Here is a 14,875-nt window from a genome sequence, read left to right on the forward strand (position 1 = left end):
TTCATCCCTGGGGGGACGTCTATTATTCTGCCGTCTGGCATCATAAACCCGAATTGTGCAATGAGCATGTCCTTGAGCGCCTGGACCCGCGTCAGCCTTTATCGATAGTGCGTCTGCCCCCACGCCAGCAAGGCTTGCAGCAATTGTTTCAACACCACCTGGGTCGGCTCGGCCAGGTCCGGGCGATAGCGGAACGGCTCAAACTCCTCCATATACGTGCTCTGGCACAACTCCAACTGCACCGCATGGATATCCTGCGCCGGATTACCGTAGTGGCGGGTAATGTGACCGCCCTTGAAACGCCCGTTCAGCACGTGGGTGTACTGAGGATGCCGGGCGCAGATGGCTTCCAGCTGGCCGGCCAGTTCGGGATCGCAGGCGGCGCCATTGAAGGTGCCGAGGTTGAAGTCCGGCAATTTGCCCTCGAACAGGTGCGGGATCACGGAGCGGATCGAGTGCGCGTCAAACAGCAGCGCGTAGCCGAATTCAGCCTTGAGGCGCGCCAGTTCTTCTTGCAGCGTGCGGTGATACGGGCCCCAGATTTTCTGCAGGTAGGTGGCGCGCTCGGCCTCGGACGGTGTCTGCCCTTCACGGAACAACGGCACGCCATCGAACAGCGTCTCCGGGTACAGGCCGGTGGTGGCGCCCGCATAGAGCGGCTTGTTATCGGATGGCCGGTTCAGGTCGATGACGAACCGCGAATACTCGGCCGCCAGGGTGCTGGCGCCCAGCTCTTCGGCAAAGTCATACAGCAAGGGAATATGCCAATCGGTGTCCGGCAGGCTTTGCGCCTCGGGGATCAACCCGGCCTCGACCGCAGGCGTCAGGCGCAGGCCGGCGTGGGGCATGCTGATCAGCAGCGGTACGCGGCCTTGTTTGAATGTCAGAACCTTATCCACAACGCTTCTCCTCAAACAGTGACGTCGACGCCATGGCGCACAACGCGTTTATCCAGCTCGCCACCCAGCCAATAGGCCAGGTCGGCAGGGCGATCGATCTGCCAGGCGACAAAATCCGCGACCTTGCCCACTTCCAACGAACCATGGGTGTCGCCCATACCCAAGGCGGTAGCCGCATGTTGCGTGGCGCCGGCCAGGGCTTCTTCCGGGGTCATGCGGAACAGGGTGCAGGCCATGTTCAACATCAGGCGCACCGACAGCGCCGGCGAAGTGCCGGGGTTGAGGTCGCTGGCGATGGCAATCTTCACACCGTGTTTGCGCAGGGCGTCCATCAGCGGCAATTGGGTTTCGCGCAGGAAGTAGAAGGCCCCTGGCAGCAACACGGCAACGGTGCCGGCAGCGGCCATGGCGATGGCATCTTCCTCGGTCATGAACTCCAGGTGGTCCGCCGACAACGCCTGGTAACGCGCGGCCAGGCTGGAACCGTGCAGCGACGAGAGTTGCTCGGCATGCAGCTTCACCGGCAAGCCCAGTTGCCGGGCGACTTTAAACACGCGCTCGACCTGCTCGGTGGAGAACGCCAGGTATTCACAGAACGCATCCACCGCATCCACCAGCCCTTCTGCCGCCAGCGCCGGCAGCATCTCATTGCAGATGTGCTCGATGTAGTCATCGGCGCGGTCCTTGTACTCCGGCGGCAACGCATGAGCCGCCAGGCAGGTGGCGCGTACGCTCACCGGCAGCGCTTCACCCAGGCGCCGCGCCACGCGCAGCATCTTGCGTTCGTTGGCCAGGTCCAGGCCGTAGCCGGACTTGATCTCCACCGTGGTCACGCCGTCGCGCAAAAGACTGCGCAGGCGCTTTTCGGCACTGGCAAACAATTCATCTTCCGTCGCAGCACGGGTGGCCCGCACGGTGCTGGCAATACCCCCGCCCCGGGCCGCGATGTCGGCGTAGCTGACGCCTTCAAGGCGCTGCTCGAATTCGCCGCTGCGGTTGCCACCGAACACGGTGTGGGTGTGGCAGTCGATCAGTCCAGGCGTGACCCACGCGCCTTGCAGGTCATGCATCTGGGCGTAATCCGCCGCCGGCGCCTGGCTGCGCGGGCCGATCCACTCGATCAGCGAGCCCGCGGTCACCATGGCGGCATCCTCGATAATCGAGTATTTGCCCTGGGCCATGGTTGCGACGTGGCAGTGTTGCCAAAGGGTTTTCATTAACGCCTCCCTAAGTTATCGATGAGACAAAGCCGATTCGAGCGTTGAGCCCGCGTTTCAAACCTTTTTCTGGCGGGTGCATTTCTCGTCCCTATTATTCTTATGAGGAGAAGATCGTTCCCACGCTCTGCGTGGGAATGCATCCTGTGACGCTCCGCGTCACTACTCTAAAAAGCGAACGCAGAGCGTCCGGGGCGGCATTCCCACGCAGAGCGTGGGAACGATCGGCGCAGTGGGGCGACGACGTGTTAGAGACTTGGCAGCAGCTTGGCCGGCACCAGCTCATTCAGGCAGCGGCTGGCAAGCAGTTCGCTGGCGGCGATGATGTCCGGGGCGAAGAAGCGGTCCTTGTCGTAGAACGCCACTTTGTCACGCAACAGGCCACGGGCCTTTTCAAGCGCGGGCGAGGTTTTCAAGCCGTCGCGCAGATCCAGGCCCTGGCAGGCGGAGAGCCATTCCACAGCGAGAATGCCACGGGTGTTCTCGGCCATTTCCCACAGGCGCTTGCCCGCAGCCGGGGCCATGGACACGTGGTCTTCCTGGTTGGCCGAGGTCGGCAGGCTGTCCACGCTATGGGGATGGGCCAGTGCCTTGTTCTCGCTGGCAAGCGCCGCAGCGGTGACCTGGGCGATCATGAAGCCGGAGTTGACCCCGCCATTGCCCACCAGGAACGGCGGCAGTTGCGACATGTGCTTGTCCATCATCAACGAGATACGGCGCTCACTGAGCGAGCCGATTTCGGCAATCGCCAACGCCATGTTGTCGGCAGCCATGGCCACCGGCTCGGCGTGGAAGTTACCGCCGGAAATCACATCGCCTTCGGCCGCGAACACCAGCGGGTTGTCCGACACGGCATTGGCCTCCACCACCAGCACCTCGGCGGCCTGGCGGAACTGGGTCAGGCAGGCGCCCATGACCTGCGGCTGGCAGCGCAGGGAGTAAGGGTCTTGCACCTTGTCGCAGTTCTGGTGCGACTGGGACACCTGGCTGCTTTCACCGAGCAGGTCGCGATAGGCCGCAGCGGCGTCAATCTGCCCACGTTGGCCGCGTGCGGCATGAATCCGTGCGTCGAACGGCGAGCGCGAGCCGAGTACCGCTTCCACGGTAAGGCCACCACACGCGAGAGCGCCGGCGAACAGGTCTTCGCCTTCAAACAGGCCGCGCAAGGCATAGGCGGTGGACACCTGGGTGCCGTTGAGCAGGGCCAGGCCTTCTTTGGCGGCGAGGGTCAGCGGCGTCAGGCCGGCGACTTTCAGCGCGTCGGTCGCCTCCAGCCATTCGCCCTTGTAGCGCGCCTTGCCTTCGCCGAGCAGCACCAGGGACATATGGGCCAACGGCGCCAGGTCACCGGATGCACCGACCGAACCTTTAAGTGGAATGTGCGGGTACACCTCGGCGTTGATCAGCGCGATCAGCGCGTCGATTACCTGCCGACGAATCCCGGAGAACCCACGGCTCAGGCTGTTGACCTTGAGCACCATGACCAGCCTGACCAGCGCATCGCTGATCGGCTCACCCACGCCGGCGGCATGGGACAGCACCAGCGAACGCTGGAGGTTTTCCAGGTCTTCGCTGGCAATGCGAGTCGAGGCCAGCAGGCCGAAACCGGTGTTGATGCCATAGGCGGTGCGGTTCTCGGCGAGAATCTGCTCCACGCACGCCACACTGGCTTCGATCTGCGCCGTGGCGCTGTCATCCAGACTGAGGGTTACCGGCTGCTGGTAGATGGCCCGCAGTTGGGCAAGGCTCAGTTGGCCTGGAATCAGGGTTAGCGCAGTCACATTCATTCTCCTTGTGAATTGTTCTTCTAAGTATTCAATACAAATTCGGTAATGCGGTGTCTTTGATCAGGTTGGCGGCCGCAGCAATATCCGGCGCCAGCCAGCGGTCCTGCTCGTAAGCGGGGACCACTTCGCGCAGCAGGCGCCAGGCGCGGTCGGTGCCGGCGCCGAAGCGCTGGCCCTTGAGAAACTCGAACGCCTGGGCCGCCAGCAGGTATTCGATGGCCAGAATCTGGGTAACGTTGAGCAATACCTGATGCAGCTTGAGCGCCGCGTTGGTGCCCATGCTCAAGTGGTCTTCCTGCAGGCCCGAGGTGACGAAGTTGTCGAGCACCGCCGGTTGCGCCAATTGGCGGTTCTGCCCGCACAACGACGCGGCGACGTACTGCACGATCATCATCCCGGAGTTGACCCCGGGGTTGCTCACCAGGAACGCCGGCAAGCCGCTGACGTGCGGGTTGATCAGGCGGTCCAGGCGGCGTTCGGCCACCGAGCCGATTTCGGCCATGGCGATGGCCAGCAGGTCGGCCGCCAGCGCCACGGATTGGCCGTGGGGGTTGGCCTGGGAAACTACGCGGTAGTTGTCCGGCGTGCCGAGTACCAGCGGGTTGTCGGTGGCGCTGTTGAGTTCGGTCTCGATCTGGCGGGTGGCATGCGCCACCTGATCGCGCGCCGCGCCGTGGATCTGCGGGATCGAGCGGATGCTCAGGGCGTCCTGGGTACGGATGCCCCGGCTGGTGGCGATCACTTCGCTGCCGTCGAGCAAGGCGCGCAGGTTACGCCCAACGTCCTGCATGCCCGCATGGGGCTTGAGGGCAATGATTTCTGCGTCGAAGGCATCGATCTGGCCGCGCTGGGCTTCGAAACTCATGGCGCCGATCACGTCGGCCCATTGCAGCAAGTGATGGGCATCGGCCAGGGCCAGGCAGCTCAGGCCGGTCATGCACGGCGTGCCGTTGACCAGGCACAGGCCGTCCTTGGCGCCCAGGACGACGGGCTGCAAACCTTCAGCGGCCAAGGCTTCTTGTGCGGTCACAACCTGGCCGCGATAGCTGACGTTGCCGACGCCGAGCAGCGCCACGCCGACATGGGCCATGTGGGTCAGGTAGCCCACCGAGCCCTGGGACGGTACTTGGGGCGTGATGCCGTGGTTGAGCAGCGCCAGCAGCGCCTGCACCACTTGCCGATGCAGGCCGGACTTGCCGTGGCTGTAGTTGATGATGGCGGCGCAGATGATCGCGCGGGTCTGCTCGTCGCTCAAGACAGGGCCGACGCCGCAGGCGTGGCTGAGCAAGGTGTTGCGCGACAACTGGCGCAGTTGCTCGCCCTCGAGCGACACGTTGCACAGCGCGCCCAGGCCGGTGTTCACGCCATACGCGCGCTCGCCGCTGGCGACGATGCACTGCACGACGGCCTGGGCATTGTCGATCCGTGCCCAGGCCTGGCTCGAGAGTTCGAGCACTGCGCCGTGGCGGGCGACGGCGGCGACGTCCTGCCAGCGCAGGGGGGTGTCGGCGATGATGATTGTTGTTGCCTGGGGCATCTTTGTACCTTCTTCAATTTTTGTGCAGCCTTACCGGCCCTATCGGGGGCAAGCCCCCTCCCACCTTTGAAATGCATTCCCCTGTGGGAGGGGGCTTGCCCCCGATGAGGCCGGCAGCCTCAGCACCAAACCCGGATCAGACCACCGCCGCCCGCCGCTGAACAAAGCGATCCACATACTCATCCGCCGGCGAATGCAGTATCTCGCGCGGCGTGCCCACCTGGATCAGCTTGCCGTCCTTGAGGATCGCAATGCGGTTGCCGATGCGCACGGCCTCGTCGAGGTCATGGGTAATAAATACGATGGTCTTGTGCAGGGTCTTTTGCAGCTCGAGCAACTGGTCCTGCATCTCGGCGCGGATCAGCGGGTCGAGGGCGCTGAAGGCTTCGTCCATCAGGATGATGTCGGTGTCGGCCGCCAGTGCGCGGGCCAGGCCCACACGTTGACGCATGCCGCCGGAGAGCTGGTGCGGGTATTTGTTTTCATAGCCTTTGAGGCCCACGGTTTCGATCCAGTGCAGGGCGCGCTCGGCGCAGACCTGCTTGGTTTCGCCACGCACTTTCAGGCCATAGGCGACGTTGTCGAGCACGCTTTTGTGGGGCAACAGGCCGAAGCTCTGGAACACCATGCTGATCTTGTGGCGACGGAATTGACGCAGGGCTTCCATGTCCAGTTGCAGGATGTCTTCGCCATCCACCAGGATCGCGCCGCTGGTGGGGTCGATCAGGCGGTTGAAGTGACGTACCAGGGTGGACTTGCCGGAGCCGGACAGGCCCATGATCACAAAGATTTCACCGGTAGCGATGCTCAGGGACAGGTCGTTCACACCGACCACGCAGCCGGTCTCGGCCAATACCTGATCCTTGGTCTTGCCCTGGCCAATCAGCGCCAGCGCCTCCCTGGAGCGGTTGCCGAAGATCTTGAAGACGTTTTTGACTTCGATTTTGCTGACGGTAGTCATTTGCTCGCCTCATGCCGTGGACGACCATAGGCCTGGGTAATGCGGTCGATGACCACTGCAAGAATCACGATTGCCAGACCGGCCTCCAGGCCACGCCCGACGTTGAGGGTCTGGATGCCGACGAGCACGTCTTCACCCAGGCCGCGCGCGCCGATCATCGAGGCGATCACCACCATCGACAACGCCATCATGGTGGTCTGGTTGATGCCCGCCATGATGCTCGGCAGCGCCAGCGGCAGTTGCACGCCGAACAGTTGCTGCCAGCGATTGGCACCGAAAGCGTTGATGGCTTCCATGACTTCGCCGTCGACCTGGCGAATGCCCAAGTCGGTCAGGCGGATCAGCGGCGGCGCGGCGTAAATGACCGTGGCGAAAATCGCCGGCACCTTGCCCAGGCCAAACAGCATCAGCACCGGGATCAGGTACACGAAGCTGGGCATGGTTTGCATGATGTCGAGCAACGGCATCAGCACCGAGCGCAAGCGATTGCTGCGCGCGGAAAGGATGCCCAGGGGAATGCCGATCAGCACCGAGATCACCGTGGCGACCATCATCAGCGCCAGGGTCTGCATCAGTTTGTCCCACAGGCCGACCGCGCCGACGAGGAACAACAAACCGACGATCACGGCCGTGGTCACCACCTTGCGGGTGGCATGCCAGGCGATCACGCCGACGATGGCCAGCATCAGCCACCAGGGCGCCGCGCGCAGCAGCCCTTCCAGATTGACGATGGCCCACAGCAGGGTGTCGGAGATATGCCGGAACACATCGCCGTAGTTGGTGACCAGCGAGTCCACCCAACCGTTGACCCAGTCGGCGATGGAAAACGTAAAACTCTCGGGAAACATAGCGTGCTCTCGATCCAGTGGGTTGAGGCCAGGCGTCCGGCTGCCTCTCAGGGTAGCCGGACACGCTTTACCTACAAGGCCGCGTCGATTTTCCTGGCGGCGTCTTCGCTCACCCAGGCGTGCCAGACTTCAGGATGTTCCTTGAGGAAAATTTTCGCCAGCTTCGGCGACTCGATCCGTTCCTTGGCCATGCGGCCCAGGTTCTGGTTCAGCAGGTCGATGGGCAGGTTGACCTTTTCCAGCACGGCCACCAGTTCCGGCGCTTGCTCGTGGAAGGTCTTGGACAGGCCGACCTTGATGCTCACGCTTTTATCCACACCGGGCTTTTCTTCCAGCTTGACCAGGTCCACCTGGCCCATCAGCGGCGTCGGCGACCAGTAGTAGAACAGGATCGGCTCGCCGCGCTTGTAGCTCGACAGTACCGCCGCGTCCAGCGCCGGGCCGGTGCCGGGGCGGAAGTTGGTGTAGGTGCTTTCCAGGCCGTAGCTCTTGAGCATTTCGCTGTTGTCCAGTTCACAGGTCCAGCCGGCCGGGCAGTTGTAGAAGCGGCCCTTGGACGGTTCTTCCTGGTCCTTGAACACGGCGGCGTACTTGGCCAGGTCAGCGATGTTCTTCAGGTCAGGCGCCTTGGCTTCCAGCTTGCGCTTGGCGTCACCTTCGATCACATAGCGCGGCACGTACCAGCCTTCAACCGCGCCAACCACCGGCGCACCGACGCCGACGACCTTGCCGGCCTTCTCGGCCTTGTTCCAGACTTCGCTGCGGCCCACCCACTCCTCGGCAAACACCTGGATGTCATTACTGCTCAGGGCGTTTTCCATGGTGATGGAGTTGCCCGGCAGGCTGTCGGTTTTGCAGTCGTAGCCTTTCTCCAGCACGGTTTGCAGGATGTCGGTGAGCAACATGCCGCTTTCCCAGTTCAGCCCGGCGAATTTCACCGGCTTGCCGGATTCGCACCAGCCGGCCGCCTGGGCGCCGGCGCTTGCCAGCAAGCCCGCAGACAGCAACGTGGTCAGCAGGGTCTTATGCATTTTCATTATGTGACGCTCCCAATCATGAAATGGATTACGGCAGTCAAAAGGCGTCCTGCCTTGTCCACGTCCCATCAGGCTTGCGCAGGCAGCCCGTCTGTTGTGAGTAAAGCGCCCTGCTCTTTCGGCAGGATCAGATGATCGGGCACCGTGCCGTGCCATTTTTTTGCACACACGTAATACACGGCTGCAGGCAGTACCAGGCCGATGATCCAGGAAATATCCACGTCCCCCAGCGCAGCCACCAGGGGCCCCGTGTAGAACTTGGTTGAGATGAACGGCAACTGCACCAGCACGCCGAACACATAGACGCTGATCCCCAACAGGTTCCAGCGACCGTAGCGTCCGTTCGGGTCGGACAAGGCCGGCACGTCGTAGCGCTCGCGGGTGATGCAGTAGTAATCCACCAGGTTGATCGCGCTCCAGGGCGTGAAGAACGCCAGCAGGAACAGGATGAACGACTTGAACGCACCGAGGAACGAGTGCTGGCCGAGCAACGCGATCAGGGTTGCCGTACCCACGATGACGAGCACGAACACCAGGCGCTGCAGACGGGTGACCTCAAGGCGGCCACGAAAACCGCTGATGATGGTCGCAATGCACATGAAGCTGCCGTAGGAGTTGAGCGTGGAGATGGTGACCTTGCCGAACGCGATGCTGAAGTACAGCAACGCCGCAGTGGCGCCCGTCCCGCTCAAGCCAACGATATAGGCCACTTCATGCCCGGCGAATTGGCCGTTGGACATGGCGGCGGCAAACACACCGAGCACCATCGCCACCTGTGCGCCAATCACCGAGCCCGCACCCGCGGCGAAGAAGGTTTTCACCGATGACGTCTTGCTCGGCAGGTAACGCGAATAGTCCGCCACGTAGGGGCCGAAGGCGATCTGCCAGGAGGCCGCGAGCGACACGGCCAGCAGAAAACTGCTCCAGCTGAAGTGACGGATCTGCAGGAGCGCGCCAACATCGGTCTGGCTCATCAGGCGACTGAACAGGTAGACAAAGGCAATCACGCCGATGACGCTGGCAACACGCCCGATGAAATGGATCACCCGGTAACCAAGCACCGTGACCAGCACGATGACACTGGCAAAGATCAGGATGCCCACGCTGTCGCTGACCCCGAACAACTGGCCCAGCGCCTGCCCGGACAACACGGTGCCGGTGGCGGTAAAGCCCAGGTACATCAGGCACACCAGCACGATCGGGATGGCCGCGCCATACACGCCGAACTGCACCCGGCTGGAGATCATCTGCGGCAGGCCAAGCTTGGGCCCTTGCGCCGCATGCAACGCCATGACGCCGCCGCCGATCAGTTGACCGATCAACAGACCGATCAACGACCAGAACACGTCACCGCCCAGCACCACGGCCAGGGCCCCGGTGACAATCGCGGTGATTTGCAGGTTGGCCCCCATCCACAGGGTGAACTGGCTCAGTAGACGACCATGTCTTTCCGCTTCGGGGATGTAGTCGATCGAACGCCTTTCGATCAACGGGGTGGTGTCGTTCGCAGCCATGCTGTTCAACCTCTGATGGATTGTTCGATGCTTTTCTGTAGGAGCGAGCTTGCTCGCGAAAAACGTACATTCAACGCAGCGATATGCCTGGAATACCTTCGCGAGCAAGCTCGCTCCTACAGTGAGTGCGTCAGCCGTTGATCATCGGCAGATTCAGGCCCTGTTCCCTGGCGCAATCGATCGCGATCTGGTAACCCGCATCCGCGTGACGCATCACCCCGGTCGCCGGATCGTTATGCAGTACGCGCGCAATGCGTTCGGCCGCTTCGTCGGTGCCGTCACACACGATCACCATGCCCGAGTGCTGCGAGAAGCCCATGCCGACGCCGCCACCGTGGTGCAACGAAACCCAGGTCGCGCCGCTGGCGGTGTTGAGCAAGGCGTTGAGCAGCGGCCAGTCGGACACGGCGTCGGAGCCATCCTGCATGGATTCGGTTTCGCGGTTCGGGCTCGCGACCGAGCCGGAGTCGAGATGGTCACGGCCGATCACCACCGGTGCCGACAATTCGCCGCTGCGCACCATTTCGTTGAAGGCCAGGCCAAGTTTGGCGCGCTGGCCCAGGCCGACCCAGCAGATACGCGCCGGCAAACCCTGGAAGCTGATGCGTTCGCGGGCCATGTCCAGCCAGTTGTGCAGGTGGGCGTCGTCGGGGATCAGCTCTTTGACTTTGGCGTCGGTCTTGTAGATGTCCTGCGGGTCACCGGACAGCGCCGCCCAACGGAACGGGCCGATGCCACGGCAGAACAGCGGGCGGATGTAAGCCGGTACGAAACCCGGGAAGTCGAAGGCATTTTCCACGCCTTCTTCCTGGGCCATCTGGCGGATGTTGTTGCCGTAGTCGAACGTCGGGATGCCCTGCTTCTGGAACTCCAGCATGGCTTTGACGTGCACGGCCATCGACTGCTTGGCTGCCTTGATCACGGCGGCGGGCTCAGTCTTGGCGCGGGCGCGGTATTCGTCCCAGGTCCAGCCGGCCGGCAGGTAACCGTTGAGCGGGTCGTGGGCGCTGGTCTGGTCGGTGACCATGTCCGGACGCACGCCACGTTTGACCAGCTCAGGCAAAATTTCGGCGGCGTTGCCCAGCAGGGCGATGGAGATGGCTTTGCCTTCCTGGGTGTACTTGGCGATGCGCGCCAGGGCGTCGTCAAGGTCAGTGGCTTGCTCGTCGACATAGCGGCTGTTCAAGCGGAAATCGATGCTGACCTGCTGGCACTCGATGTTCAACGAGCAGGCACCGGCCAGGGTCGCGGCCAGCGGTTGCGCGCCACCCATACCGCCCAAACCGGCGGTGAGCACCCAACGGCCCTTGAGATTCGAATCGTAATGCTGGCGACCGGCTTCGACGAAGGTTTCGTAGGTGCCCTGGACGATGCCCTGGCTGCCGATATAGATCCAGCTGCCGGCGGTCATCTGGCCGTACATGGCCAGGCCCTTGGCATCCAGTTCGTTGAAGTGTTCCCAACTGGCCCAGTGCGGCACCAGGTTGGAGTTGGCGATCAATACGCGCGGGGCGTTGCTGTGGGTCTTGAACACGCCGACCGGCTTGCCCGATTGCACCAGCAGGGTTTCGTCGTCATTCAGGTGGGTGAGGCTTTCGACGATCTGGTCGTAGCATTCCCAGTTGCGCGCCGCACGACCAATACCGCCGTATACCACCAGTTCCTTGGGGTTCTCGGCCACTTGCGGGTCGAGGTTGTTCATCAACATGCGCAGCGGCGCTTCGGTCAGCCAGCTTTTGGCGGTGAGCGTGTTACCGCGGGCCGCGCGGATTTCGACGTCACGGTATTTTGTAGGCCTTGCTTTCGAAAAATCGGTCACAACTGGACTCCTCGGCGATCGATGCGCGGACTTGGACGGTGCGAAGAAGAGTCTTACGCACACACCTTTACTTGTATGTACAAGCATATGCAATCGAGCGGCCAACTTTCCGCGAGAGGGGCTTGGATTTTTTTGCACAGCGCGTGGGAGCCTTGGAAATTAAGGCTTCCAGGCTTGATGAAATTTCTTACAGAGGAATTTACGACGGGGGATGTGTAGTCACGACAGCATGGCTTTGCGTCACGCTGGGGCATTCGGTAACAAATTGGTGCACAGGTTGGAAACGCCGCAGAAACAAATGTGGGAGGGGGCTTGCCCCCGATTGCAGAGTGTCAGCCACCAGATCTTTGGCTGATACACCGCTATCGGGGGCAAGCCCCCTCCCACATGTTTTAACCGCGTGCGGTCAGTTCGATCAGGCAGCAGCGGCCACTGACCGAGATATCCAGCAAGCCGGTGTTACCGTCCACTTGCAGGCAATCGTGATGGCCGAGTTTCTCGCCCAGCACCTTCACCTCATCGGCAACGCTGAACACCAGCACCGTCCGGGCCGTGCTGAAAAAGCGTTGCACGCCATCCACCCACTGCAAGCGCGCGTGGTAACGCTCAGGCGAGTAGATCAGGTTGAAATCGCGGATCGGCCCGGTGATCAAGCGGCACGACACCTGGCTGTCACCGGCGAAGGCGAACGGCTGCAGCGGTAACAAACCGCGCTGCTCTTCACCGTCGACGGTCAACACCATGCCCGCGCCCTTGATCACCGTAATCACGCGCTGGTAACCGGCGAAGGTGGAAAACCCGCCCGACTCGGCAATATCGGCAATCGACAGGCGCCAGCCGAAACCCTCAAGGCCGGTGCCCGCGTCGCGGGTGATTTCTTCGGTACTGCCGCCGCCGTTCTTCCACGGCATGCGCACATAGTCGGCGGCGCGCCAGACGTTGACTGAACTCATTTACTGAAGCGTCCTTCGAGGCTGTGCCGGGAACCGGGGTGAATCAGGCGCGCGGCCGTGACCGGCTGGCGGCCGGACCAGGTGCGCCGGCGAATCAGCAGGCAGGGCTCGCCCGCTTCGATCTGCAGCAGCTTGCACTCGGCGGCATCGGCGAGGATCGCTTCAACCACGTGCTCGCCTTCGGTCAGCGGGGCCACCTGGTTGAGGTAGGCGTAGGGCGTTTGCTGGGTGAAATCCTGCTGCAAGTATTCCGGGGCGACCAGCGCGTTGACGAAACGGTCTTCGATCTGCACCGGAATGTCGTTTTCGAAATGCACGATCAACGAGTGAAACACCCGCCCGCCTTCGCGCATTTCCAGGGCGACGGCGCGTTCGGAACCGGCCGCTTCCTCGCCCAGGGTAATGACCTGGCACGTATGGCGATGGCCGCGGGAGGCGATCTCATCGGCAATGTTGTGCACTTCAAACAGCGCCGACTGACTCTTGGGCTCGGCGACGAACGTACCCACACCCTGCATGCGCACCAGCAACCCTTCGGCCGTCAGCTCACGCAACGCGCGGTTGATGGTCATGCGGCTGAAGCCTAGTTGGCTGACCAGCTCGCTCTCCGACGGCACGCGGTAATGGGGCGGCCAGTTGCCGTTGAGGATCTGCTGGCTGATCATCTGTTTGACGCGGGCATACAAGGGCGCCGGACTTTCGTCCATATGGGCAGCCAGCGAAGACTTGGCAGGCGGAGTCGGCACGAGGAATCCTTGCAGGGGAAAAAGATGCATAGATTGCCGGAGTTTACCGAGCAGGCAAACGTCTGTATATGTATATACAAATAAACACACGACCGGGGTGACTTGATCATGTCTGCTTTCTTTGCCGAACGCGCGCTGCTGCCTGATGGATGGGCCAATGATGTACGTCTTGAAATCAGCGCCGATGGGCGGCTGACGAAGGTAGAGGCCAATGCCACGGCAGACGGCGCCGAGCGGCTCAGGGGGCCGGTACTGGCCGGCATGCCGAACCTGCATTCCCACGCCTTCCAGCGCGCCATGGCGGGTCTGGCCGAAGTGGCAGGCAATCCGAACGACAGTTTCTGGACCTGGCGCGACCTGATGTACCGCATGGTCGGCAAAATCAGCCCGGACCAGTTGCAGGTCATCGCCCGCCAGCTGTACATCGAAATGCTCAAGGCCGGCTATACCTCGGTGGCCGAGTTTCACTATGTACATCACGACGTCAGCGGCCAGCCCTATGCCGACCGCACAGAGCTGTCGCGCCAGATCAGCCAGGCAGCCGCCAGCAGCGGGATCGGCCTGACCTTGCTGCCGGTGCTTTATACGCATTCGGGGTTCGGTGGCCAGGCCCCCAACGACGGGCAGCGCCGGTTTATCAACAGCACCGAACACTATCTCGACCTGCAGGCGCGCCTGCAGCCGATACTCGCCGCGCAACCTGCGCAGCACCTGGGCCTGTGTTTCCACTCCCTGCGGGCAGTCACGCCCGAACAGATCAAGCACGTGCTGGCCGCCAGCGACACGGCTTGTCCGGTGCACATCCACATTGCCGAACAGCAAAAGGAAGTCGACGACTGCCTGGCCTGGAGCGGCAAACGCCCATTGCAGTGGCTGTATGACAATGTCGACGTGAATGAACGCTGGTGCCTGGTTCATGCCACCCACGCCGACTCCGACGAAGTGACGCGCATGGCCAGGAGCCGGGCGATTGCCGGTTTGTGCCTGACCACCGAAGCCAACCTGGGCGATGGCATTTTTCCGGCAGTGGATTTTCTGGCCCAGGGCGGCCGCATGGGTATCGGCTCCGACAGCCATGTGTCACTGAGCGTGGTGGAAGAATTGCGCTGGCTGGAATACGGCCAGCGCCTGCGCGATCAACGGCGCAATCGTCTATATCGCGACGACCAGCCAATGGTGGGCCGCACGCTGTTCGATGCGGCACTGGACGGTGGCGCCCAAGCGCTGGGGCAGCCGGTTGGCCGCCTGGAAGTGGGCAAGCGGGCGGACTGGATCGTGCTGGACGGTAACGATCCGTACCTGGCCACGGCCAGTGAGGACGGGATTCTCAATCGCTGGCTGTTTGCCGGTGGTGATCGGCAGGTACGCGATGTGCTGGTCAACGGCCAGTGGGTGGTGCGCGATGGACATCATGCTGGCGAAGAAGACAGCAGCCGGGCATTCACCCAGGTCTTGAGGGATTTGTTGAGCTGACAAGCGACACATAACAAATGTGGGAGGGGGATTGCCCCCGATTGCGGTGTGTCAGCCAGCTCATCTGATACTGACACACCGCTA

At 62.4% G+C, this 14,875-nt stretch carries 12 protein-coding genes; 1 reads left to right on the top strand and 11 read right to left on the bottom strand.

Features of this window, described 5'->3' with window-relative positions:
• Positions 1–98 precede the first annotated feature (98 nt).
• The 11 genes from hutG to hutC all read right to left on the bottom strand — a co-directional run bounded on the left by hutG (position 99) and on the right by hutC (position 13,279).
• On the bottom strand, positions 99–899 hold the full coding sequence (gene hutG, locus BFP90_RS21145) for an N-formylglutamate deformylase (RefSeq protein ID WP_065897904.1): 801 nt from the start codon (positions 897–899) through the stop codon (positions 99–101).
• Positions 900–910: 11 nt separating this feature from the next.
• The gene (gene hutI / locus BFP90_RS21150) at positions 911–2,116 is read right to left on the bottom strand and encodes an imidazolonepropionase (RefSeq protein WP_065897905.1); all 1,206 of its coding nucleotides are present in this window, start codon (positions 2,114–2,116) and stop codon (positions 911–913) included.
• Positions 2,117–2,364: 248 nt separating this feature from the next.
• On the bottom strand, positions 2,365–3,903 hold the full coding sequence (gene hutH, locus BFP90_RS21155) for a histidine ammonia-lyase (protein ID WP_104501338.1): 1,539 nt from the start codon (positions 3,901–3,903) through the stop codon (positions 2,365–2,367).
• Positions 3,904–3,931: 28 nt separating this feature from the next.
• Positions 3,932–5,440: a histidine ammonia-lyase gene (gene hutH, locus BFP90_RS21160; RefSeq protein ID WP_065897906.1), complete on the bottom strand. Its 1,509-nt coding sequence runs from the start codon at positions 5,438–5,440 to the stop codon at positions 3,932–3,934.
• A gap of 136 nt (positions 5,441–5,576) precedes the next feature.
• Positions 5,577–6,401 carry a quaternary amine ABC transporter ATP-binding protein gene (locus BFP90_RS21165; RefSeq protein WP_065885735.1) on the bottom strand — a complete coding sequence of 275 codons (825 nt, stop codon included), beginning with the start codon at positions 6,399–6,401 and terminating at the stop codon, positions 5,577–5,579.
• Positions 6,398–7,249 carry an ABC transporter permease gene (locus BFP90_RS21170; RefSeq protein ID WP_065885736.1) on the bottom strand — a complete coding sequence of 284 codons (852 nt, stop codon included), beginning with the start codon at positions 7,247–7,249 and terminating at the stop codon, positions 6,398–6,400. Before BFP90_RS21170 ends, BFP90_RS21165 begins: the two co-directional genes overlap by 4 nt.
• 71 nt (positions 7,250–7,320) lie before the next feature.
• Positions 7,321–8,286: an ABC transporter substrate-binding protein gene (locus BFP90_RS21175; protein WP_065885737.1), complete on the bottom strand. Its 966-nt coding sequence runs from the start codon at positions 8,284–8,286 to the stop codon at positions 7,321–7,323.
• Between the two features lie 68 nt (positions 8,287–8,354).
• Complete coding sequence (locus tag BFP90_RS21180; RefSeq protein WP_065897907.1) at positions 8,355–9,800, bottom strand: purine-cytosine permease family protein; 1,446 nt, start codon at positions 9,798–9,800, stop codon at positions 8,355–8,357.
• 130 nt (positions 9,801–9,930) lie between these two features.
• Positions 9,931–11,619 carry a urocanate hydratase gene (gene hutU, locus BFP90_RS21185; protein ID WP_065885739.1) on the bottom strand — a complete coding sequence of 563 codons (1,689 nt, stop codon included), beginning with the start codon at positions 11,617–11,619 and terminating at the stop codon, positions 9,931–9,933.
• A 392-nt stretch (positions 11,620–12,011) separates the two neighbouring features.
• Entirely contained in the window at positions 12,012–12,572 is a 561-nt protein-coding gene (locus BFP90_RS21190) for a HutD/Ves family protein (protein WP_065893721.1), read from the bottom strand.
• On the bottom strand, positions 12,569–13,279 hold the full coding sequence (gene hutC, locus BFP90_RS21195) for a histidine utilization repressor (RefSeq protein ID WP_170827588.1): 711 nt from the start codon (positions 13,277–13,279) through the stop codon (positions 12,569–12,571). The genes BFP90_RS21190 and hutC overlap by 4 nt, the downstream gene beginning before the upstream one ends.
• A 147-nt stretch (positions 13,280–13,426) precedes the next feature.
• Here hutC and BFP90_RS21200 point away from each other — a divergent pair, with 147 nt between their 5' ends.
• On the top strand, positions 13,427–14,791 hold the full coding sequence (locus tag BFP90_RS21200; protein ID WP_065897908.1) for a formimidoylglutamate deiminase: 1,365 nt from the start codon (positions 13,427–13,429) through the stop codon (positions 14,789–14,791).
• The last annotated feature ends 84 nt before the right edge of the window (positions 14,792–14,875 follow it).

The sequence above is a fragment of the Pseudomonas sp. 24 E 13 genome, from assembly GCF_900004715.1.
Classification (GTDB): Bacteria; Pseudomonadota; Gammaproteobacteria; order Pseudomonadales; family Pseudomonadaceae; genus Aquipseudomonas; species Aquipseudomonas orientalis_A.